The 22,003-nt window shown below is 73.1% G+C and carries 19 protein-coding genes; 15 read left to right on the forward strand and 4 right to left on the reverse strand.

Annotation, left to right across the window (positions count from 1 at the left end; all coding sequences use genetic code 11):
- Nucleotides 1-3: 3 nt before the first annotated feature.
- The 9 genes from C8054_RS13655 (at nt 4) to C8054_RS13695 (ending at nt 9,588) form a co-directional block, all read left to right on the forward strand.
- Nucleotides 4-345 (forward strand): hypothetical protein, encoded by a 342-nt coding sequence (locus tag C8054_RS13655; protein WP_091061503.1) that lies wholly within the window; start codon nt 4-6, stop codon nt 343-345.
- Between the two features lie 276 nt (nt 346-621).
- Complete coding sequence (locus C8054_RS13660; RefSeq protein WP_199199746.1) at nt 622-1,695, forward strand: BMP family protein; 1,074 nt, start codon at nt 622-624, stop codon at nt 1,693-1,695.
- Nucleotides 1,696-1,961: 266 nt separating this feature from the next.
- Nucleotides 1,962-3,509 (forward strand): ABC transporter ATP-binding protein, encoded by a 1,548-nt coding sequence (locus C8054_RS13665; RefSeq protein ID WP_306766816.1) that lies wholly within the window; start codon nt 1,962-1,964, stop codon nt 3,507-3,509.
- On the forward strand, nt 3,506-4,864 hold the full coding sequence (locus C8054_RS13670) for an ABC transporter permease (protein ID WP_107157168.1): 1,359 nt from the start codon (nt 3,506-3,508) through the stop codon (nt 4,862-4,864). Before C8054_RS13665 ends, C8054_RS13670 begins: the two co-directional genes overlap by 4 nt.
- A gap of 2 nt (nt 4,865-4,866) precedes the next feature.
- Nucleotides 4,867-6,147, forward strand: coding sequence for an ABC transporter permease (locus C8054_RS13675; RefSeq protein ID WP_107157169.1), 1,281 nt, complete (start codon nt 4,867-4,869; stop codon nt 6,145-6,147).
- Between the two features lie 101 nt (nt 6,148-6,248).
- Entirely contained in the window at nt 6,249-6,686 is a 438-nt protein-coding gene (locus tag C8054_RS13680) for a hypothetical protein (RefSeq protein WP_107157170.1), read from the forward strand.
- A complete protein-coding gene (locus C8054_RS13685) occupies nt 6,683-7,384 on the forward strand; it encodes a cytidine deaminase (RefSeq protein ID WP_107157171.1) in 702 nt (233 codons plus the stop codon). The genes C8054_RS13680 and C8054_RS13685 overlap by 4 nt, the downstream gene beginning before the upstream one ends.
- Before the next feature lie 144 nt (nt 7,385-7,528).
- On the forward strand, nt 7,529-8,809 hold the full coding sequence (locus C8054_RS13690; RefSeq protein WP_107157172.1) for a thymidine phosphorylase: 1,281 nt from the start codon (nt 7,529-7,531) through the stop codon (nt 8,807-8,809).
- A 98-nt stretch (nt 8,810-8,907) separates the two neighbouring features.
- On the forward strand, nt 8,908-9,588 hold the full coding sequence (locus C8054_RS13695) for a DUF4272 domain-containing protein (RefSeq protein ID WP_107157173.1): 681 nt from the start codon (nt 8,908-8,910) through the stop codon (nt 9,586-9,588).
- Between the two features lie 6 nt (nt 9,589-9,594).
- On the opposite strand, the gene C8054_RS13700 is transcribed toward C8054_RS13695, so the two are convergent.
- A complete protein-coding gene (locus C8054_RS13700) occupies nt 9,595-10,446 on the reverse strand; it encodes a putative RNA methyltransferase (protein WP_107157252.1) in 852 nt (283 codons plus the stop codon).
- Between the two features lie 64 nt (nt 10,447-10,510).
- Between C8054_RS13700 and C8054_RS13705 the strand changes: the two genes are divergently transcribed.
- Both C8054_RS13705 and C8054_RS13710 read left to right on the forward strand, forming a co-directional pair.
- Nucleotides 10,511-10,930 (forward strand): PPOX class F420-dependent oxidoreductase, encoded by a 420-nt coding sequence (locus C8054_RS13705; protein WP_107157174.1) that lies wholly within the window; start codon nt 10,511-10,513, stop codon nt 10,928-10,930.
- A gap of 46 nt (nt 10,931-10,976) precedes the next feature.
- Nucleotides 10,977-12,053 carry an adenosine deaminase gene (locus tag C8054_RS13710; protein ID WP_107157175.1) on the forward strand — a complete coding sequence of 359 codons (1,077 nt, stop codon included), beginning with the start codon at nt 10,977-10,979 and terminating at the stop codon, nt 12,051-12,053.
- On the opposite strand, the gene C8054_RS13715 is transcribed toward C8054_RS13710, so the two are convergent.
- Nucleotides 12,054-12,467 (reverse strand): hypothetical protein, encoded by a 414-nt coding sequence (locus tag C8054_RS13715; RefSeq protein WP_233219625.1) that lies wholly within the window; start codon nt 12,465-12,467, stop codon nt 12,054-12,056.
- A 384-nt stretch (nt 12,468-12,851) separates the two neighbouring features.
- On the opposite strand from C8054_RS13715, the gene C8054_RS13720 reads away from it, so the two are divergent.
- The 4 genes from C8054_RS13720 to C8054_RS13735 all read left to right on the forward strand — a co-directional run bounded on the left by C8054_RS13720 (nt 12,852) and on the right by C8054_RS13735 (nt 18,096).
- Nucleotides 12,852-16,622, forward strand: a complete 3,771-nt coding sequence (locus tag C8054_RS13720; RefSeq protein ID WP_107157177.1) for a sensor histidine kinase — start codon at nt 12,852-12,854, stop codon at nt 16,620-16,622.
- Nucleotides 16,619-17,023 carry a roadblock/LC7 domain-containing protein gene (locus tag C8054_RS13725; protein WP_013731521.1) on the forward strand — a complete coding sequence of 135 codons (405 nt, stop codon included), beginning with the start codon at nt 16,619-16,621 and terminating at the stop codon, nt 17,021-17,023. The genes C8054_RS13720 and C8054_RS13725 overlap by 4 nt, the downstream gene beginning before the upstream one ends.
- A 100-nt stretch (nt 17,024-17,123) precedes the next feature.
- Entirely contained in the window at nt 17,124-17,501 is a 378-nt protein-coding gene (locus C8054_RS13730) for a DUF742 domain-containing protein (protein ID WP_107157253.1), read from the forward strand.
- Nucleotide 17,502: 1 nt separating this feature from the next.
- A complete protein-coding gene (locus C8054_RS13735; protein WP_107157178.1) occupies nt 17,503-18,096 on the forward strand; it encodes an ATP/GTP-binding protein in 594 nt (197 codons plus the stop codon).
- Nucleotides 18,097-18,217: 121 nt separating this feature from the next.
- Here the strand turns inward: C8054_RS13735 and C8054_RS13740 are convergent, their stop codons facing one another.
- Together C8054_RS13740 and C8054_RS13745 are read right to left on the reverse strand one after the other, a co-directional pair.
- Nucleotides 18,218-19,438, reverse strand: coding sequence for an ABC transporter substrate-binding protein (locus C8054_RS13740; protein WP_107157179.1), 1,221 nt, complete (start codon nt 19,436-19,438; stop codon nt 18,218-18,220).
- Nucleotides 19,439-19,562: 124 nt separating this feature from the next.
- Nucleotides 19,563-21,989 carry a transposase gene (locus C8054_RS13745; protein ID WP_107157180.1) on the reverse strand — a complete coding sequence of 809 codons (2,427 nt, stop codon included), beginning with the start codon at nt 21,987-21,989 and terminating at the stop codon, nt 19,563-19,565.
- Nucleotides 21,990-22,003: the final 14 nt, after the last annotated feature.

Consider the following 22,003-nt stretch of genomic DNA (forward strand, 5'->3'; position numbering starts at 1 on the left):
GGCGTGGAAGCTCTTCGACTGATCCTTCTCTACGTCCATCTGATCGGCTTCGCGCTGCTGCTCGGCGGCGGGATCGCCCAGTACGTCAGCGGCCGGCTGCGGATCAACGCGGCAATGCTGTGGGGGGCGGTGATCCAGATCCTGACCGGTCTCGGGCTCTCCGCGCCGCTGCGCGACGGCGACGAGCCGGCCCCGGCGAAGCTTGTTACCAAGTTGGTGCTCGCGCTGCTCATCTTCGTCATGGTCTTCTTCTCCCGTAAGCGGGAGTCCGTGAACCGGGGGCACTTCCTCGCGATCATCGGGTTGACGCTGCTCAACGCGGCGGTCGCGGTGTTCTGGCGGTAGTCCACCAGGACCGGGAGCGGCCCCGGAAACGGACGTTCGGGACACGCCCGTGCACCCCTACCGGCCCCAGAAGTGATCTGCCCCACCCAAGGGTTACACCGGGGTAACGGACGCTCAACAGTCGTGCACGATTGTCGGCCGGTGGGTGGGCGCGGGCGTACGCTCCCGTCCGTAACGTGGGACGCCGGCGGCATACCGCAGGCCGGCGCAAGGGCATGCGTACCGCGCACGACGCGGGCGCAATGGGAAGGAGACGTCTTGCGCTCTGTGCGTGGGATGCGGATCGCCTCCGCCTTCGTGGCGGGTGGCCTCGTGCTGGGCGCCGCCGCGTGTGGTGAGGCTCCGGACGACAGCAACGACAACGCCGGCGGCAACGGCGGCAAGAAGTACAGCGCCTGCATGGTGACCGACGTCGGCGGCATCGATGACAAGTCCTTCAACACCTCCGCCTGGAAGGGCCTTCAGGAGGCGCAGAAGGAGAACGACAACATCGAGATCAAGAACGTCCAGTCGAAGGCCGAGGCGGACTACGAGGTCAACCTCACCGGGTTCGTCAACCAGAAGTGCGACTTCATCCTGGCCGTCGGTGGCCTGATGTCGGACGCCACCAAGAAGGCCGCCGCCGCGAACCCGAACCAGCAGTTCGCGATCGTGGACGCCAACCCGGGCGTGGCCAACGTCTACCCGATGCAGTTCGACACCGCCCAGGCCGCCTTCCAGGCCGGCTACCTGGCCGCCGGGATGAGCAAGAGCGGCAAGGTGGGCACCTACGGCGGCCTGCCGATCCCGCCGGTCACCATCTTCATGGACGGCTTCGCCGACGGCGTGGCGTACTACAACAAGGCCAAGAGCAAGAACGTCCAGGTGCTGGGCTGGGACAAGGCCACCCAGAAGGGTTCCTTCACCAACGACTTCGTCAAGCAGGACGAGGGCAAGAAGGTCTCCGACGCGCTGGTCGCCCAGGGCGCCGACATCATCATGCCGGTCGCCGGCGGCGCCGGCCTCGGCACCACCGCCGCGGCCAAGGCCTCGGGCGGCAAGTACTCGGTCGTCTGGGTGGACGTCGACGGCTGCGAGAGCACCCCGGACTGCTCGGCGATCGTGACCACGGTCGTCAAGAACATCCCGGGGGCCGTCAAGGAGGCCGTGGTGAAGGCCGCCGGTGGCGAGAAGCTCCAGGCGCAGCCCGGCTTCGTCGGCACGCTGGCCAACTCCGGCGTCTCGATCGCGCCGTACCACGACTTCGACAGCAAGGTCCCGGCGGACCTCAAGGCCGAGGTCGACAAGATCAAGGCGGACATCGCCGCCGGCACCGTCACTGTCACCTCGAAGGCCCAGCCGACCAAGTGACCGCTCCGCCGGCCGCCGCGGTGAGATCATCGGCAGCGGGGCCGGCGGGCACCAGGTAGCACGATCCGGCCGTCCCGGGCGTACGGGGTCCGAACCCCGCGCCCCCGGGGCGGCCGGTCACCTTCATCCCCCATTCCCCCACCCGGCGCGGTGGCGGCGCGGCAAGTCGCTACGCTGCACCATCGCTCGCACTCCAGGAGGTTGCGCTGAGACTCGAACTGCGCGGCATCACCAAGCGGTTCGGTGATCTGGTCGCCAACGACCACATCGACCTCACGGTGGAGCCTGGAGAGATCCACGCCCTGCTCGGCGAGAACGGCGCCGGCAAGTCGACCCTGATGAACGTGCTCTACGGGCTGTACCAGCCGGACGAGGGCGAGATCCTGGTCGACGGCCGCCCGCTGAGGCTGAAGGGCCCGTCGGACGCGATCGCCGCCGGGATCGGCATGGTGCACCAGCACTTCATGCTGGTGCCGGTCTTCACCGTGGCCGAGAACGTGATGCTCGGCGCCGAGCAGGTCAAGGTGCCCTTCGCCGGGTTCCTCGACCGTCGGCGGGCCCGCCGCGAGGTGGCCGAGGTCTCCGAGCGGTACAACCTCCGGGTCGACCCGGACGCGGTGGTCGAGGACCTGCCGGTCGGCATCCAGCAGCGGGTGGAGATCGTCAAGGCCCTCACCCGCGACGTCGACCTGCTGATCCTGGACGAGCCGACGGCCGTGCTCACCCCGCAGGAGACCGACGAGCTGCTGACCGTCATGCGGTCGCTCAAGGCCGCCGGCAAGTCGATCGTGTTCATCACCCACAAGCTGGGCGAGGTGAAGGCGATCGCGGATCGGATCACCGTCATCCGGCGCGGCCGGACGGTCGGCACCGCCGAGCCGACCGCCAGCCGGGACGAGCTGGCCGCGTTGATGGTCGGGCGCAACGTCCGGCTGACCGTGGACAAGGAGCCGGCCCGGCCGGGCAAGCCGGTCCTGGAGGTCGCCGGCCTGGTCGTCGACGACGACCGGCAGGTACGCGCCGTCGACGGCGTCGATCTGACCGTGCACGCCGGTGAGGTGCTCGGCGTCGCGGGTGTGCAGGGCAACGGCCAGACCGAGCTGATCGAGGCGATCATGGGCCTGCGCCCGACGCTCGCCGGCACGATCAGCCTGGACGGCGAGTCGACCCACGGCTGGTCGACGAAGAAGGTGCTCCGCGCCGGCGTCGGCTACGTGCCCGAGGACCGCAGCGTCGACGGCCTGGTCAAGGAGTTCTCCGTGGCGGAGAACCTGGTGCTGGACATCTACGACCGGCCGCCGTTCGGCAAGGGCCTGTCGCTGAAGCCGGACGCGATCGCGAAGTCGGCGAAGGAGCGGATCGCGCAGTTCGACGTCCGCACCTCGTCGGCCGACGCGGCGGTCGGCACGCTCTCCGGCGGCAACCAGCAGAAGGTGATCGTGGCCCGGGAGCTGTCCCGGCCGCTGAAGCTCCTCATCGCCGCCCAGCCCACCCGCGGCGTGGACGTCGGTTCGATCGAGTTCATCCACAGCCAGGTCATCCACGAGCGCGACATCGGCACCGCGGTCATGGTGGTCTCCAGCGAGCTGGACGAGGTGATCGGCCTCGCCGACCGGATCGCGGTGATGTACCGCGGCCGGGTCATCGGCATCGTCGGCCCGGACACGCCCCGCGAGGAGATCGGCCTGCTGATGGCCGGCATCACCCCGGACACCGCGGCCCGGACCGCGAACGAGGGCGGCGCCGCCGCGACCGCGGACGAGGACGCCGCCGCCCCGGCCCCCGAGGGCCCTGGCAACGAGGACGAGGCATGACGAACCCGAACCCGGCGTCGGGCTCCCCGGACAAGGAGCCGGCGACCGAGGCGCAGGAGGCACGCAGCGAGGCCCGCGCGACGCCGACCGCGCCGGCCGGCGACACCGAGCGTGCGGTCACCACCACCGCGCCGAAGCAGCCTCCGGCCGAGGGGCCCCGGCCCAGCCTGGGCCGGCTGTTCCTGGAGAACCTCTGGGCGGCCAACACGGTCACCGTGACCGTGCTCGCGGTGGTGCTGGCCATGCTGGTCGGCGCCGTGCTGATCATCGTCTCCGACCCGGAGGTGCTGGCCACCTACGGCTACATCACCGCCCGCCCGGCCGACGCGCTGAACGCGAGCTGGACCGTGGTCAGCGAGGCGTACGCGAACCTGTTCAAGGGCGCGGTCTTCGACCCGGACGCGGTCGGCTTCACCGCCGCCATGGGCCCGATCTCGGAGACGCTCACCTACACCGCGCCGCTGGTCTTCACCGGCCTGTCGGTCGCGCTGGCCTTCCGGGGCGGCCTGTTCAACATCGGCGCCCAGGGCCAGGCGACCATCGGCGTCATCCTGGCCGCCGTGGCCGGCTTCGCGCTGCCGCTGCCGCCCGGCGTGCACCTGCTGGTGGCGTTGATCGCCGGTGCGCTCGGCGGTGCGCTCTGGGGCTTCATCCCGGGCATCCTCAAGGCGCGTACCGGCGCACACGAGGTGATCAACACGATCATGCTCAACTACGTGGCGGTCTACTTCCTGTCCTGGATCATCGTCCAGAGCGGGGTGCAGAACCCGACCCGGTCGGACGCGATCAGCAAGCCGGTCGAGTCCTCCGCACAACTGCCCCGGCTGCTCGGCGACGACCTGCGGGTGCACGCCGGCATCCTGCTCGCGGTGCTGGCCACCTGGTTCATCGCCTGGCTGCTCAACCGCTCCACGCTCGGCTTCGAGCTGCGCGCGGTGGGCGCGAACCCGGACGCCGCCCGGACCGCCGGCATCAGCGTCACCAAGACGTACGTGCTGGTGATGGTGATCGCGGGTCTGCTGGCCGGCCTCGGCGGCTCGAACATGGTGCTCGGCTCCACCGCCAACGCGCTGACCCCGCTGGTGATCGCCCAGATCGGCTTCGACGGCATCCTGGTCGCGCTGCTGGGCCGGGTCAAGCCGTGGGGCGTGCTGCTGGCCGCGCTGCTGTTCGGCGCGCTCCAGGCCGGCGGCAACCGGATGCAGTCGTACTCCGGGATCTCGCTGGAGTTGGTCACCGTGCTCCAGGCGCTCATCGTCATCTTCATCGCCGCGCCCGCCCTGGTGAAGGCGATCTTCCAGCTCCGGGCGGCCCGTGCCGCCCGGCTGCAGACGAGCCTCGCGAAGGGCTGGTGAGCATGTCCACCACCGCTGTCCCCGACGTCGCGGTCACCGCGGTCGACGAGGGTTTCTGGACGCGGGCCCGCAAGGCCGGCGCCGTCCTGCTGGGGCTGGGCGTGCTCGCGGCGGTGCTGTTCGGGGCGCTCGCCACCGACCAGCAGGCCCGCTTCACGCTCAGCGAGACCGAGGGCGGCGCCGCCCTGGAGATCAACGGGACGGTCGGCGCGATCCTGTTCGGCGTCATCGCCGCCGCGGCCGGCGCCGCGCTGCTGGCCGGTGTGCCGAAGCGCTGGTTCACGCTGCTGCTCGGCGCCGGGCTGGTCGCCTTCGTGCTGAGTTTCCTGTGCTGGCAGGTCTCCGCCGCCCCCGAGGGGCGCAACTTCATGCCGCTTGTCAACGTGCTGCGGGGCACGTTCGTCCTGGCGCTGCCGCTGATCTTCGGCGCGTTGGCCGGTGTGCTCTGCGAGCGCTCCGGCGTGGTCAACGTGGCGATCGAGGGACAGTTGCTGATGGGCGCGTTCTCCGGCGCGCTGTTCGGCAGCATCTCCGGCAGCGTCTGGGTGGGCCTGGTGGCCGCCGCGATCGGCGGCGCGTTCATCTCGCTGCTGCTGGCCGTGTTCGCCATCCGCTACCTGGTCGACCAGGTGGTCATGGGCATCGTGCTCAACCTGCTCGCGGTCGGCATCACCGGCTTCCTCTACGAGCGGTTGATGGCGACCGACGCGGCGAAGTACAACAGTGCGCCGCGCTTCAGCAACTGGGAGATCCCGCTGCTGAAGGACATCCCGCTGATCGGTCCGGCGCTGTTCCGCGGCAACATCTTCCTCTACCTGGGCCTGCTGTTGGTGCTGGTCATCCATCTGGCGCTGTTCCGGACCCGGTGGGGCCTGCGGACCCGGTCGGTGGGTGAGCACCCGACCGCCGCCGACACGCTCGGCGTGAAGGTGCTGCGGCTGCGCTACCGCAACGTGATCATGGCTGGTCTGGTGGCCGGCGTGGGCGGGGCGTCGTACACGCTGGCGCTCTACTCGTTCACCAAGAACATGATCGGCGGTAAGGGCTTCATCGCCCTGGCCGCGCTGATCTTCGGCCGGTGGAGCCCGACCGGGGCGCTGCTCGCGGCGCTCTTCTTCGGCTTCGCTGACCAGCTCGCCACCTACCTGGGCGCGATCGGCAGCAGCATTCCGAGCCAGTTCCTGGCGATGCTGCCGTACCTGGCGACGATCCTGGCGGTGGCCGGCCTGGTCGGCAGGGTGCGGGCGCCGGCCGCCGACGGCAAGCCGTACATCAAGGGCTGACCTCGGTCCTTCGGTCCGCCCGCTCGACGCGGGCGGACCGAAGCCGGGCCCTGGACGCCGCGTTGAGAAGCCTGGAACGAGTCGCTGCCCTCCTGCCCCTCGTGCCCGTTCTGGCCATTCCGGGCTGGAGCGTGTGGCGCCTGGTGCGTGGCCTGCGTGCCGGTGACTGGCGCCGGCCCGGCTGGTTCGCCCACGCCGCGTGGGCGTCCTTCGTCCTCTTGGCGCTGACCTGGTGGTGGGGTGCCTCCTCGGGTGGGCTCGACATCGAGGAGGCGTGCCGGTTCCCGCATCATCAGCCGTTCGACGATGCGTATTACGAGGCGCACCGGCGCGACTACTTCCGGCTGTTCCCGTTGAGTCAGCGGTGCAACGCCGACTACGACCTGGTCGCCGGCTGGGTGAACCCGACAGTGGCGGTGCTGGCAGTGCTCCTCGTGGCCAGCCTGGGCGGCCTCGCACGGGCGGTGACCCGCCGACGTCGGTCGTCGGGCCGCCCGACGGAGGAAGCCCAGGTGGGTGGGGCAGAATCGGTGAAATGAACGTTGACTGGGAGCGGCTGCGGGCCGCCGCCACCGAGGTGATGCGGCACGCCTACGTGCCGTACTCGAAGTTCCCGGTCGGGGCCGCGGCCCTGGTCGACGACGGCCGGGTGGTGGTTGGCTGCAACGTGGAGAACGCCGCGTACGGCGTGGTGCTCTGCGCCGAGTGCGGCGTGGTCTCCTCGCTGCACGCCACCGGTGGCGGCCGGATCGTGGCGCTGTCCTGCGTCGACGCGACAGGCGAGCCGCTCATGCCGTGCGGCCGGTGTCGGCAGCTGCTCTGGGAGCAGGGCGGGCCGGAGTGCCTGATCGAGGCGAAGGGCGGCCCGTTACGGATGGCCGAGCTGCTGCCGCACGCGTTCGACGTGGCGGACATCGAGGCGGTGACCGGCGAGCACCCGGTGCCGGTGGTGCCGGACCGGCTGGCCGCCTGGCGGGGGCGCGGCACGGTGTTCGTGCACCCGGACCTCTCGGCCGGGCAGCAGGTCTGGACGGCGTACTGGGAGCGGTCGGCCGGGGACACCGAGGACGCCGAGACCGGTGTCCTGGAGGAGGGTCCGGCCTGGGACGATCCGGCCGGGGCGATCGAGTGGGGGGCGGCGCGGACGCCGCGCGTGGTCGTGGTGGACGCGTCCGGTGCGATCTTCTGGGCCGGTGAGGGTGAGCCGCCGTTGGAGATCCCCGTTCGGTGGGGTTGAGCTGGAGGGCCTGGGCCGACCGTGCCCGGCTCCGGGCGGTCAGGCTTGATCCCTGCGCCGGTCACGGTCGGCCCAGGCCCGACGTGGTCGCCGTCCGTACGTGCGTGGGGCGCGACATCGCAAATTACTGATGGGAACTCAAAGGTGAGTGCTTTTACGGCGGTTGACGTCATCCGGGCGAAGCGGGACGGGGGCGTGCTCAGCGACGGGCAGATCGACTGGGTGGTGGACGCGTACACCGAGGGGTTGGTGGCCGACGAGCAGATGTCGGCGCTGGCGATGGCGATCCTGCTGCGCGGCATGACCGGCCCGGAGATCGCCCGGTGGACCGCCGCCATGATCGCCAGCGGCGAGCGGCTGGACCTGTCGCCGGTGGCCCGGCCCACCGTGGACAAGCACTCCACCGGCGGCGTGGGTGACAAGATCACCCTGCCGTTGACCCCGCTGGTCGCGGCGTGCGGCGCGGCGGTGCCGCAGCTCTCCGGCCGGGGCCTCGGCCACACCGGCGGCACGCTCGACAAGCTGGAGTCGATCCCGGGCTGGCGGGCGGCGCTGAGCAACGACGAGTTCATCGCCCAGCTCCGGGACGTCGGCGCGGTCATCTGCGCGGCCGGGGACGGGCTCGCCCCGGCCGACCGCAAGCTGTACGCGCTGCGCGACGTCACCGGCACGGTCGAGGCGATCCCGCTGATCGCCAGCTCGATCATGAGCAAGAAGATCGCCGAGGGCACCGGCGCGCTGGTGCTCGACGTCAAGGTCGGTTCCGGCGCCTTCATGAAGAACGCCGACGACGCCCGCGAGCTGGCCCGCACCATGGTCGAGCTGGGCGGCGCGCACGGGGTGCGTACGGTCGCCCTGCTCACCGACATGTCCACCCCGCTCGGCCTGGCCGTCGGCAACGCGGTCGAGGTGACCGAGTCGGTGGAGGTGCTGGCCGGCGGTGGCCCGGCCGACGTGGTGGAGCTGACGCTGGCGCTGGCCCGGGAGATGCTCGACGCGGCCGGCCTGCCGGACGCCGACCCGGCCGCCGCGCTGCGCGACGGGCGGGCCATGGACGCGTGGCGCGCCATGATCCGGGCGCAGGGCGGCGACCCGGACGCCCCGATGCCGACCGCCAACGAGGTCGAGCTGGTCACCGCGGACGAGGACGGCTGGGTGGCGGAGGTGGACGCGTACGCGATCGGGGTGGCCGCCTGGCGGCTCGGCGCCGGCCGGGCCCGCAAGGAGGACCCGGTCAGCGTCCCGGCCGGTGTGGTGCTGCACAAGCGTCCCGGTGATCCGGTACGCGCCGGTGACCCGCTGTTCGAGCTGCGCGCCGAGCACGCCGAGCGGATCCCGGCCGCGCTGGCACAGGCGCGCGGGGCGTTCCGGGTGGCGCCGGCGGCCCCGACCACGACGCCGCTGGTCATCGAGCGCATCGGGTGACCGGCCGCCATGGTGCCGGCCCGGTCGGAGCCGCTATCCTCCCAGGCCAGGGGGACCGACCGGCGACGAGCCGGGGCGAGCAGACAGGGACTGAGGCGTTGCGCGTATCCGCTCCCGACCCCCGGGCCGTCCGTGAGGCGAGCCTCGACGAGCTGTCCCGGCTGGGTCTTCCGCTGCCCCCACCGCAGTTCCCGCTGGTCTGGGAGCCGGGCGACGAGATCGAGTTGCGGCCCACGCCGGAGATCGAGGCGCGCATCGCGGTGCTGCACCTGATCCTGGCCCGCTGCTTCGGGATGCCCCCGCAGGCCGCGATGAGCTGGCTGCTGGAGTCGCACCTGGTGGAGATGCTGACGCCACCGGAGTGGCAGTTCGTGATGGGCGGGCGGGGCGACCACCGGTCGTTCGTGCTGCACCACGACGCGCTCTTCTCGCTGGCCTGGGTGCTCGGCCTGAGCAAGCAGCTCGACCCGACCGTGCCGGTGGACGAGCGGCTGGTCGAGCGGATGCCGAACCTGGTCACCGGCGAGACGTTCGCGCAGTGGCGGGCCCGGATCCTGGCCGCCCCGCAGCACCCCGCCGACGCCGCCGCCCTGCTCGATCTGCACTACTGCCTGGACTGGGCGTACCTGGAGACCGAGCAGGCCGGCGGCGCGTTGCCGGGGCTGGTGGACGCGAACGCGATCGGCCAGCGCCGGTGGGCGCTGGAGTGGGCGGTGGTGCTGCGCGGGCCGTACCACGACGAGCCCCCCGGTTGGGAAGAGGTCGACCTCTCCACCTGAGCCGGCTCAGCGGGGGCGGTGCGTGCCGAGCCGGACGGCGAGCGTGACCGGCGCCGGCTCGGGCAGCGCGGCGATCCGCGCGGCGAGCCGTTCCGGGTCGGCGTGCCAGGCGCTGGGACCCATCCCGACGAGCGTGGTGACCTCGGCGCGGGTCAGCGCCAGCCGGGCCCGGTGCTCGCCGGCGGACTCCTCGACGAAGTGCGCGCCCAGGCTGCCGGCGACCCGGTCGGCCTTGGCCGGGTCCACCCGCAGCAGGTCGAGCGCGTCGACCAGCTCGGCGAGGTGGTCGGCGGCCGGGGTGACCACCAGCAGCGCGCCGGCCGGGTCGAGCACCCGGTGGAACTCCGGGCCGTTGCGCGGCGCGAACACGTTCAGCAGCACGGCCACGGACCGGTCGGCCAGCGGCAGCCGCTGCCAGGTGTCGGCCAGCGCGGCGGCGGCGCGCGGATGCGCCCGGGCGGCGCGGCGCAGCGCCGGCTTGGAGACGTCCAGGGCCAGGCCGGCGGCGTCCGGCAGCGCCGCCAGCACCGCCGCGAGGTAGTGGCCGGTCCCCGCGCCGGGCTCCACCACCAGGGGGTACGGGTCGTCGGGCGCGACCCGCGTCGCGGCGGCGGCCAGCGCGGCGGCGACGGTGTCGTAGTGGCCGGCGGCGAGGAAGTCGGCCCGGTCGGCGACCATCCCGGCGCTGTCCCCGCTGTGCGGGGCGCGGCCGGCGAGCAGGTTGACGTACCCCTGGCGGGCGGTGTCGAAGCTGTGCCCGCGTGGGCAGCGCAGCGCGCGGGTGGTGCCGGCGGTGGCGTCGGCCAGCGGCTCGCCGCAGACCGGGCAGCGCAGCCGGGTCAGCACCGACGGGAGCAGAGCGGGACCGGCCACGCCGAAGATCCTATTCCGGCGGCCGGACCGCGGCTCTAGATTGGGTGCCATGTCGACGAGCGCGCGGTTGTGGGAGCTGTTCGGTGGGCACGGGCGCGGCGTGCTGGTCACGCTGCGCCGGGACGGCCGCCCGCAGCTGTCCAACCTCGACTACCTGGCCGAGCCGGGGCTCCTCCGCTGCTCCACCACGGGCGACCGGGCCAAGGTGCGCAACCTGCGCCGGGACCCGCGGGCCAGCTTCCACGTGACCACCGCCGACGGCGGGGCGTACGCGGTGGCCGAGGGCACGGTGACGCTCACCCCGCCGGCCGCCGCGGCCGACGACGCGACGGTCGAGGAACTGGTCGAGGTCTACCGGGGCATCCGTGGCGAGCACCCGGACTGGGCCGACTACCGGGCCGCGATGGTGGCCGACGGCCGGCTGGTCCTGCGCCTGGCGGTGGAGCGGGTGTACGGCTGGCGTCCCTGAGCCGGTCCGGTGCCGGGCCGGCACGGTCGGTGACTAGGGTCTGAGCATGGTCGCAATCTCGTACGAGGACATCATCAAGGCCCCGAAGGCGCTGCTGCACGATCACCTCGACGGCGGCCTGCGGCCCGCGACGATCGTGGAGCTGGCCGCCGAGGCCGACCACGAACTGCCCACCACCGACCCGGACGCGCTGGGCCGCTGGTTCGCCGAGTCGGCGAACTCCGGCTCGCTGGAGCGCTACCTGGAGACGTTCGCGCACACCGTGGCCGTGATGCAGACCGCGTCCGCGTTGCGTCGGGTCGCCCGGGAGTGCGCGCTCGACCTGGCGGCCGACGGCGTGGTCTACGCCGAGGTCCGGTTCGCGCCCGAGCAGCACCTGGAGCGGAACCTCACGCTGGACGAGGTGGTCGAGGCGGTGGTCACCGGCTTCCGGGAGGGCAGCACGCTGGCCGGTGAGGCGGGCACCCCGATCCGGGTCGGCACGCTGCTCACCGCGATGCGGCACGCCGCCCGCTCGCAGGAGATCGCCGAGCTGGCGGTGCGGCACCGGGACACCGGCGTGGTCGGTTTCGACATCGCCGGTGCGGAGGCCGGGTTCCCGCCCACCCGGCACCTGGACGCGTTCGAGTACCTCCAGCGGGAGAACTTCCACTTCACCATCCACGCCGGCGAGGCGTTCGGGCTGCCGTCGATCTGGCAGGCGATCCAGTGGTGTGGTGCGGACCGGCTCGGCCACGGCGTCCGCATCGTCGACGACATCACCCCGGGCAACCCGCCGGTGCTGGGCCGGCTGGCCGCGTACGTGCGGGACAAGCGCATCCCGCTGGAGCTGTGCCCGTCGTCGAACGTGCAGACCGGGGCGGCGGCGTCGATCGCCGACCACCCGATCGGGCTGCTGCGTGACCTGCGGTTCCGGGTGACGGTGAACACCGACAACCGGCTGATGAGCGGCACCTCGATGTCCCGCGAGATGGCGCTGCTGGTGGAGGCCTTCGGCTACGGCTGGAAGGAACTCCAGTGGTTCACCATCAACGCGATGAAGAGCGCCTTCATCCCGTTCGACGAACGACTGCGGATCATCGACGAGGTGATCAAGCCGGCGTACGCCGAGCTGATCGACTGATCACGGCTGGCGCGGGTGGCCGGCGAGCAGGGCGGCCACCCCGCGCAGCACCTCCCGGGCCCGGGCGGCCTCGGCGCCCAGACCGGTCTGCCGGCGCAGCACGGCCGGTTCGGCGCGCAGCAGCGCGATCCCGCGCCGGACCAGCACCCGCGGTGCCTTGCGCTGTTCGGCCAGGTCACGGGCGAGCCGGCGGAGGAAGGTCGCGCCCCGCGGGCGGCGCAGCGCGTACGCCCCGGCGAGCAGCCCTCGGCGTCGGCACTCGGCGACGATCTCGGCGGCGAAGATCCCTTCGGCGACGAAGAATGGCGATCCGTCGACGTGGAATGGCCGGGTGGCCACCCGCTGGTCCGCGCCGATCGCATAAACCGGCACTTCGGCCTTGCCCTCGCGGGCCAACCGGGCAATTGTTTCCACCGCCGCGTCCGCATCCCACGACAGGGGTGACTCCCAGTCGACCTGACCGTTTCGGCGTGGACACGTAGGGTCATCGCCGTCCTTGTAGAAGTCGTCCAGACAGAGCACGGGAAGTCCGGTTCGATGCGCTATGTACGACTTTCCGGAGCCCGATGGTCCGGCGAGGAGAATGACGCGGTGCGGGTGATCCATTACCTTCAGTAACTCCGGCCAGACGGATTGCTATCAAATTGCCTCAACATCTCATCACACCTCCGGTGAGGGACAACCTGGGCTTTCTCTTTGCGGGGCGGCGTGATGGAATCTCGGAGGTCCGACCCGCCGGGTCGGACGCTCGGCGTTGCCCGCAGGTGACGCCGGACGCGGTTTTGCGAGGGCGGTGACGTGAGCAAACGGCCAACGACGGCGGGCTCCTTCCTGTCGCGCCTGCGCCGGCCGGCGAGCCGGCTGCGCGACATGCCGATCTGGTCCAAGCTCGGTCTGATCATGATCGTGCCGACCATCGCCACGGTCGTGGTGGGCACCAGCGGTCTGGTCGACCACCTGGAGACGCTCAACAGCGCCAACCGGGCCGGCGACCTGGCCAGCCTGATCGGCTACTCGGGTGAACTGGCCGACACCATGCAGGACGAGCGGGTCGGCTCGGTGCTCTTCCTCGGTGCGAAGGAAGTCCAGACCCGGGCGCAGTACCAGGAGGCCTACAACCGGGCCAACCAGCGGGTGGACCAGGCCAAGGGCCCCTACCTGCGGCAGCGCGGCGAGATCGACGACCTGCCCCGCAACTTCGAGGTCCGGCTGAACGAGATCGACGACCAGCTCAAGGACCTGCCCGCGACCCGCAGCCAGGTGTTGAACGGCAAGCTCAAGATCGACGAGGCGGAGAAGGCGTACGAGCGCCTGATCAACGACCTGCTGTCGATCCGCGACTCGGGCACCCAGCTCGCCGGTGACAACGACCTCAGCGACCGGATGCGCGCCGCGGGCGCGGTGGCCCGGCAGAAGGAATACCTGGCCCAGCGCCGGGTGGTCGTGCATCAGGCGCTCACCCAGGGGCAGTACAGTCCCGCGCTGCGCGAGCAGTTCATCGCCAGCGGCACCGCCCAGGCCCAGGCGCTCGCCACCTTCCGCTCCGTCGCCACCCCGGCCGACTCCGAGTTCTTCGACCAGACCGTCGAGGGTCCCGACCTGCGCAAGGCGGACAACCTCACCGGCTTCATGTCGGCGAACAACAGCGGCTCGATGAAGAACGCGCCGTTCGGCCCGGACCAGTGGGACCAGGCCATGGTCGGCAACGCCAAGCTGCTCCGGACCGTCGAGTCCCGGCTCGACAGCAACGTGGTCGAGCAGGCCGACGAGCTGCGCTCGGACACCCAGCGTCAGGTGTTCCTGGAGACCGGCCTGCTGCTCACCATGCTGCTGCTGGCCATCCTCTTCGCCTACCTGGTCGCCCGCTCGATGGCCCGCTCGCTGCGCGACCTGCGCCAGGGCGCCCTCTCGGTGGCCCAGTACGGCCTGCCGCAGGCGGTGGCCCGGCTGCGCGACCCGCAGGTGACCGGCCAGCTCTCCCCGGTGCAGCTGGCCAACCAGATCGCCGAGCCGCTGCCGGTCCGCAGCAAGGACGAGTTCGGCCAGGTGACCGAGGCGTTCAACGCGGTCCACCTGGAGGCGGTCCGGACCGCGGCCGAGCAGGCCGCCCTGCGCGCGTCCGTCGCGACCATGTTCGTCAACCTGGCCCGCCGCTCGCAGATCCTGGTCGACCGGCTGATCGGCCATCTCGACCGGCTGGAGCGCGGCGAGGAGGACCCGGACCGGCTGGCCGAGCTGTTCCAGCTCGACCACCTGGCCACCCGGATGCGCCGCAACGACGAGAACCTGCTGGTGCTCGCCGGCGCGGACTCCACCCGTGTGCAGCGCGAGCCGGCTGCCCTGATCGACGTGCTCCGCGCCGCCCAGTCCGAGGTCGAGCACTACACCCGCATCGAGTTCGGCGTGATCGACCGGGACATCGAGGTCGCCGCGCACGCGGTCAACGACCTGGTGCACCTGGTCGCCGAGCTGTTCGACAACGCCACCGCGTTCTCGCCGCCGGACTCGCACGTGATGGTGGAGGCCCGCCGGGTCGGCGACCGCGCCTCCCTCTACGTCGAGGACCGGGGCATCGGCATCAGTGCCGAGCAGCTCCACGACCTGAACGAGCGGCTGGCCACGCCCCCACAGGTGGACGTGGCCGTCTCCCGGATGATGGGCCTGGTCGTGGTGGCCCGGCTGGCCGCCCGGCACGCCGTCAAGGTCGAGCTGCGGCCCGCCAGCGACCGGGGCACCGTCGCCGACGTCACGCTGCCCACCACCGTCCTGGTGCCGCGCGCCCTCGCCGGTCGGAGCGGGCCGGCAGCCGCCCTTCCCGCCGCCGGTCCGCAGCAGCCCGGCCCGGCGCCCACCTTCGCCCAGTTCGGTCAGCCGAGCGGTCCGACGCCGGCCTTCGGACAGTCGGGCGGGCCGGCGCCGGCCTTCGGCGCGCTGGCCGCGCTCGGCAACGGCCCGCACACCCCGCCGCCCGCGCCGCACCCCGGCACCTCCGGTAACCAGGTCACGCTCGGTGGGCGGTCCTTCGACCCGGCGCACCGCAACGGCGCCGGCACGCCGGCCAACGGCGGCCGTGCCATGCCGGCCTGGTCCGACCTGACCGGGGCCAACGCGAACGCCGGCGACGGTTACCCGCCCCGGTCGTCCAACGGCCAGCCGATCGACCCGCTGCCCCAGCGCCGCACCCCGGGCGAGGGCGACCCGGCCACCAGCGGCCAGCAGCCGGTGATCCCACGGCAGCTGCCCAGCAGCCCCGAGGCGCGGCCGTACTCGCCGCCGCCGGTGTCCGCGCCGCCGGTCCCGCCGGTGTCCGCCCCGCCGCTGCCGCCGGTCTCCGGCGCCCCGGTCTCGGGCCACCCCTTCCCGGGCCGTCCGGTCTCGGCCGCACCGGTCTCCGGCCACCCGGTTTCCGGTGACCCGTACTCGGGCCGTCCGGTGTCGGGTGACCCGTACTTCGGGCGTCCGGTGTCGGGTGACCCGTACTCGGGCCGCCCGGTCCCCGGTGACTCGTACTCCGGGCGGCCGGTGTCGGCGACGCCGGTCTCCGGCCACCCGCTCCCGACCCGGCCGGTGTCGGCCGTGCCGGTCTCCGGCCAGCCGGTCGGCGGAAACCCGGTCCCCGCGTCGCCGCCCGACCAGTTGCCGGCGCGTCCGGCGCCCGCGCCGCACGTGGGCGCGCCGCCGGTCTGGCCGCCGGTCGCCCCGGCCACGCCCGCGCCGGCCCCCGCGGTGCCGGAACGGCTTTCCGCCGGGCTCGACATGACCACCGAGCTGCCGCGGGTGCCACGCTCGGAGACACCGTCGGCCGCCGCGCAGCAGCCGGTCGCCCAGCAGCCGGTCGCCCAGCCGTCGGCGCCCGCGCCGCGGCCGGCCACGCCGCAGCCGCAGCAGGCCGGCAACCGTCAGCGGTACGCGGACGAGACGATGGAGCTGCCGATCTTCCGGGAGCTGGAGTCCGCGTGGTTCCGCACCCGCCGGCCGGGGTCGAGCGACGAGGCGCCGGCCCAGGCCGCGCCGGCGAACGGCGCCACGACCCAGCAGTTCGCCAAGGTGGACACCGCCGGGCGGCCGGTGCCGCAGCCGACATCCGCAACGACAGGTAACACACCGATGGCACCGACCCCGACAGTCGGCGGAGCGCCCCGTGACGAACGGCCGGCGAACGGCAACGGCCGTCCCGGGTACGCCGGTGGGTTGCCCAGCCGGCAGCCGGCGGCGGCGCCGCAGCCGTCGTCGCCCTGGCAGACCGCGGCCGACGACGGCTGGCGTGCCGCCTCGGCCGCCACCGAGGTGCCGGTGGCGGAGACCACCCGGAAGGGCCTGCCCAAGCGGACGCCGATGGCGCAGCTCGTGCCGGGCAGCATCGACAAGCCGGCGCCGGCGGCCCAGCGGCGGACGCCGGAGGCGGTCCGGGGTCTCCTCTCGGCCTACCATCGGGGCGTGCAGCGGGGGCGTAACAACCCGACCGACAGCAACACGACCGGCCCGGAGGGCACTCCGGGACGGCAGCAGTCCTCGCAGTCTGGCTCAGGCCCGGTGGCCGGGAGCGGGCAGAAGGAGCAACAAGGATGACTAGTACGCAGGATCTCGGATGGCTGCTCGCCAACTTCGCCGACCGGGTGCCCGGCGTGGCGCACGCGGTCGCGGTCTCGGCCGACGGCCTGCTTCTCGCCTCGTCCCGTGACCTCCCGCGGGACCGCGCCGACCAGCTCGCGGCGATCGCCTCCGGCCTGGTCAGCCTGACCCAGGGCGCGGCGCGATGCTTCGAGGGCGGGGCGGTGCTGCAGACAGTGGTCGAGATGGACAACGGCTTCCTGTTCCTGATGTCCATCTCCGACGGCTCGTCGTTCGCGGTGCTCGCCGCGCGCAGCTGTGACGTGGGCCAGGTCGGGTACGAGATGGCCCTGCTCGTCGATCGGGTGGGCGACGCCCTGACGCCACAGCCGCGTACGGCTGTGGGGATGATGGGCTGAATGACGCGCTGGCCGGTGGGTCAGGAGCGGAAAGAACAAGGAAAGCGACGGATGCCACCGGGGCGAGCCGGTGCCGGGTGCGAGGGAGGTGAGCGGCGACATGGCGGATCGTGACGAGCCGACCGGAGCGTTGGTCCGGCCGTACGCCGTAACCCGTGGTCGTACCCGTCCCCGGCTCGACATCGCCCTGGAGGCACTCGTCGAGACGACGGTGCGCGGCCGAGCGATGGCCACCGGCAACGGGGGCCAAGGCCGTGAACACCAGTACATAGCCGCGTTGTGTGACGGACGCGTGCAGTCGCTTGCCGAGATCGCGGCGCGGATGCAGCTTCCGCTCGGCGTGGCCCGGGTGCTCATCGCCGACATGGCGACGGATGGCCTGGTCGCAGTCCACGAGCCGACCATTCTGGACGACTCCGACGACGCGGTGGGCACTGAATTGCTGGAGAGGGTGCTGAGTGGACTTCGCAGGCTCTGACATGTCGCACCGGCCGCCGGCCCCGAGCGGGCGCGTGACGTCGGCGAAGATCGTTATCGCCGGTGGTTTCGGCGTCGGCAAGACGACGCTGGTCGGCTCGGTCTCGGAGATCACGCCGCTGACCACCGAGGCGATCATGACCTCCGCCGGCGTGGGCGTCGACGACACCCGGCAGGTGCCGGGCAAGACGACGACCACGGTGGCGATGGACTTCGGTCGTATCTCGATCGACCGTGACCTGATCCTGTACCTTTTCGGTACGCCGGGTCAGACGCGGTTCTGGTTCATGTGGGACGAGTTGGTCCGGGGAGCGATCGGCGCGGTGGTGATGGTCGACACCCGTCGGCTCGCCGACTGCTTCGCCGCCATCGACTTCTTCGAGCACCGGCGGCTGCCGTACCTGGTGGCCATCAACTGCTTCGACGGCATGCAGTACCACGACCCGCAGGACGTCCGGGACGCGCTGGCGATCTCCCGGGACGTGCCGGTGGTGCCCTGCGACGCCCGTAACCGGGAGTCGACGAAGCACGTGCTGATCTCGCTTGTCGAGTACGTGCTCACCATGCGGCGCTCCCGGGCGGTCGCGCCCGCCTGAGGCGATACGCGGAAGCGCCCGATGGCCCTGAGCCACCGGGCGCTTCCTGCCGTCCGGGGTCGAACGCGGTACGTCGTCGTCCGGTGACCGTCCCGTTGGGACGGCCACCGGACGACGACGGTCAGGCGTACCGGGTCCAGCTGCCCTGGGACACCCGGTAGACGCCGAGCGAGTCGACCTCCATGCCGCCGTGCCGGTCCGCGCTGAACGCGTACCCGCCGGCGATGCCCTCGGTCATCTGGGTCTGGAGGAACGCCCGCAGCCGGCCCCGGTCGAGGCTGGTCGCCTTCCGGGCCGCCGCCGCGAGGAGCTGGAGCGCGTCCGCGGCGTACGGGGCGAAGCCGACCGAGGTGCCGTGCCGCTGGGTGTAGCGGTAGTCGAAGTCGCGCCGGGCCACCTGGGCGCCGCTGGTGGCGGTCAACGCGGAACCGCCCAGGCAGGCCGGGTGCACGGCGTACGCGCCCTCGACCGCCTTCGCGTTGGCCCCGCGCAGCGTGTCGTCCACCACCGCGCCGGCGTCGAAGAAGATCGCCCCGCGGTGGCCGGCCCGACGTAGCTCCCGAGCCGCGTCACCGGAGTCGGGCGCGGTGCCCCAGACGATGACGGCGTCCGGGTCGCCGGCGGTGGCGCGTTCGGCGATGGCCCGGAAGCTCCGCCCGGTCTCCGGCAGCCGCAGCGTGCGCGCCAGTGCCACGCCGCTGTTGCCGAGCGCCTCCCGCACCGCCCGTACGCCCGAGTCGCCGTGCGACCCGTCCGCGGCCAGCAGGGCCACCCGCCGGACCCGCTGGGATTCGAACAGGTCCACCATCCGCCGGGCCACGTCGATGGCGTCCGGGGTGAGCTTGAAGCTGAACGTGCGCTCGGCGAGCGGCAGCACGATGCGGTCCCCCTGGCCGAGCGCCAGGAACGGCGTCTTGAGCTGCTGGGCGGCCGTCGCGAGTGCCGTCGCGGTTTCGCCGAGGACGCCACCGATCAGCGCGTGCGCCCCGGCACGGGTCAGGTCGGCGGCGTGCCGCGCGGCGCTCTGCGGGTCGCTGCCGTTGTCCCGGATCTCCAACCGGACCGACCGGAGCAGGTTGCCGACCGGGAGCCCGGACCGGTTCAGCGACTCCGCGGTGATCTCCAGTGCCCGACGCTGCACCACGCCGAGCGCCGCGCCGCGACCGCTCAGCTCCAGGCTGACGCCGACGACCAGGTTCTGGTCACCGGGCGCGCTGCTGCTCCCGCCCTCGTCCGGCCGTTGCCCCTGCGGCCCGCAACCGGCGAGCAGCAGGCTGCCGGCCGCGACCGCGAGGACGCCCCGACGGGTGAGCACGGTGGAGTCGAATGCCGGTGTCGCCAATGGAGTAGCCTTCCCACCCCGGCGAACAGGCGCCGCCGCTGGTCCGCCGGGTATGTTCCCGGCCGGCCGGACCCGACGTCAAATCATCCGGGTGTGGGTAGGAACACGCCGTCGGCGGCCCGGCTCAGGACCGGTAGCCCGCGGACCGGAACTCGTACTCCCGCTCGTCGTCGCGGTCGCCGGTGTCCCGGCTGAAGTCCCAGCCACCGGCCGCCTCCCGGCCGGGGCGACCGCCGACGGCGAAGCCGCCGATCTCCTGGCCGCGCCGCCACCCCCGGAAGTAGCCGGTGGTGTTCTCGGCGAGGCTGGCCGCGTTGCGGACGATCCGCAGTGGACGCTCCTCGCGCAGCGGGGAGCCCGGCACCAGGTTGGCCTGCGGGACCCGCTTGGGCAGGCCGGCCTTGGTCTCCGCGCCGATCGACGGGCGGGCCGCCTGCTCGGCGGCCTGCCAGCCGGTGTCGGCGGTGGACGCCCACTCCAGGTCGGCCTCGTCGCCGTGCCCGACGAACCAGGCGGACTTGGCCTGCGCGAAGATCAGCAGGTCGCCGTCACCCTCGTCGGAGACCGGCGGCGGCCGGTGCTCCTTCGGCGCGGGACGCCGCTCCAGCGGGGCGGGCAGCTCGGCGCGGGGCGCCGGCCGGCCGGCGTTGCCCCGGTCGACCAGCCGCAGCGGCGGAGTGTCCAACCCCGGGTCGGCCGGCCGCTCCGACTCGCCGCGCAGCGCCCGGTCGGCCAGCGGCGGGGGCTCCACCAGCCGCAGCATCGGCGGCTCCGGTGGCAGGTCGTCGGCGAGCCACGGCGGGGTGACGCGTCCCGGGTCGCTCGGCGCGTCCACGCTCCGCCCGTACGGGTAGGCGGGGGCCTCCCGCTCCCGGTCGGCCTGGTCGTCGCTGTTGTTGACGAGCGGCCAGTTGGCGCGGGAACCCGGCGGGGCGGGCGCCGGCGCCGGCGGACGCGGAGGCGGCACCGGAATGCTCAGGTCGGTGGCGCTGAACCCGCCGGTCGGCGGCTCGGGGGCGGTGGTCTTGGGACGCGGCGGGATGACGGTGCGCTGCCGCTCGGCCCGGGCCTTGTTGATCGCGGCGGTGGTCAGCGTCGGCCGGAACGGCTCGCCGGCCTCGGCCGGGGGCACCGACCCTCGCGAGGACGGGGGGATCGGCGTGATCCCGGGCGGCGGCGGGGGCGGCGCGGAGACCGGCCGGTTGGTCGGCCCGTCCACCCGCGACGGCAGGGGCGCGCCGGTGGGCTCGGGACGGCTCGGCGGCGCAGACGTCGGGCGGCCCAGCGACGCGGCAGGGGCGACGGGAGTGACCGGGGCGGGGGCGACCGGCGGCGGGGTGACCGGCGCGGGCGCCACCGGCGGCGGGCCGAGCGGGCGGGGCACGGTCGGGCCGGTCGGCCCGGAGACCGGTTCCGGGCGGCTGCGCCGGCCACCGGGGACCGGCTCGGGGCGGCTGCGGCGACCCGCCGGCTCGGTGGCGTCGAGGTCCGGCTCGGGGCGGCTGCGCCGGCCGGCCTGCTCGGCGAGCGGCTCGGGTTGTGCCGGGCGGACCGGGCGCAGCCCCGCGGGCTGCGTCACGGCGAGTTCGTCGACCTGTTCGCCCCGGCGGGCGGCGGCCCGACGACCGGTGGCCGGGGTCGGCGTGGTGCGCTCGGCCAGCGCGCCGACCAGCGCGTCACAGCCGGCGTCGCAGGCACGGACGGAGGCGACGGCCTGCCGCACCGTCTCGGCGACGGCGGCGGTGAGCGCCCGGTTGACGGTGGCCCGGCGGGGCGTCTCGGAGATGGCGACCCGGAGCGCGGTCACCGCCTCGGTGACGGTGTCGGCGTCGGCCAGGCCGTCGGCGGCCAGTTGCGCGGCGACCGCGTCGGCGGCGGCGCCGAGGTCACGGCCCCGGGCCGAGGTGCCCGTCAGCATGCTCGGCTCGGGCAGCGCGTCGAGGACCGCCAGCGCGACCGGCTCGGCGGGATCCGGGTACGCGCGCAGCGCGGCCGGGTAGAGCTCGCGGAGCACCTCGCGCAGCGTCACCGCGGCCGAGTGCCGCCCGCTGGCCAGTGCCGCGTGGGCGGAGAGGACCTGCTTGTAGCCGGCCAGGTCACGGGGCGCCGGGAGCGTCACCGCGGAGAGCGCGCCGGCCTGGAGCGCCCGGGCCAGCCCGACCGCCCGGCGCTCGGCCGGCGGGGACTGCATCTCCTCCAGCGAGTCGTCGTCGGCGAACCGTTCGGCGAAGTCGTCGACCGAGTCGTCGTCGGCGATCGCCAACGGCCGGCCGGCGGCGCTGAGCAGCGAGGTGACGGTGTGGTCGTCGCTGTCCGCGGCGATGGCCACGCCGCTGGGCCCACCGGACCGCTCCACCAGCAGCGTGACCAGCCGGGCGTAGCCGGCGGGCTCGTCACCGATCTCACAGACGTGCAGCAGACGGCCTGCGTCGTCGACCACAGCGGACGTCAGCGTCGTTCCGGCCGAAGCCGTTCGGTCGGCCGGATCTGCCGAGGCCAGACCGCAGTACACGCGCACGAGCGCCACAGCGTCGTCCTCCTCCCGGGACACAGGTCTTGCTCTGC

The sequence above is a fragment of the Micromonospora sp. RP3T genome, assembly GCF_003027925.1.
Classification (GTDB): Bacteria; Actinomycetota; Actinomycetes; order Mycobacteriales; family Micromonosporaceae; genus Micromonospora.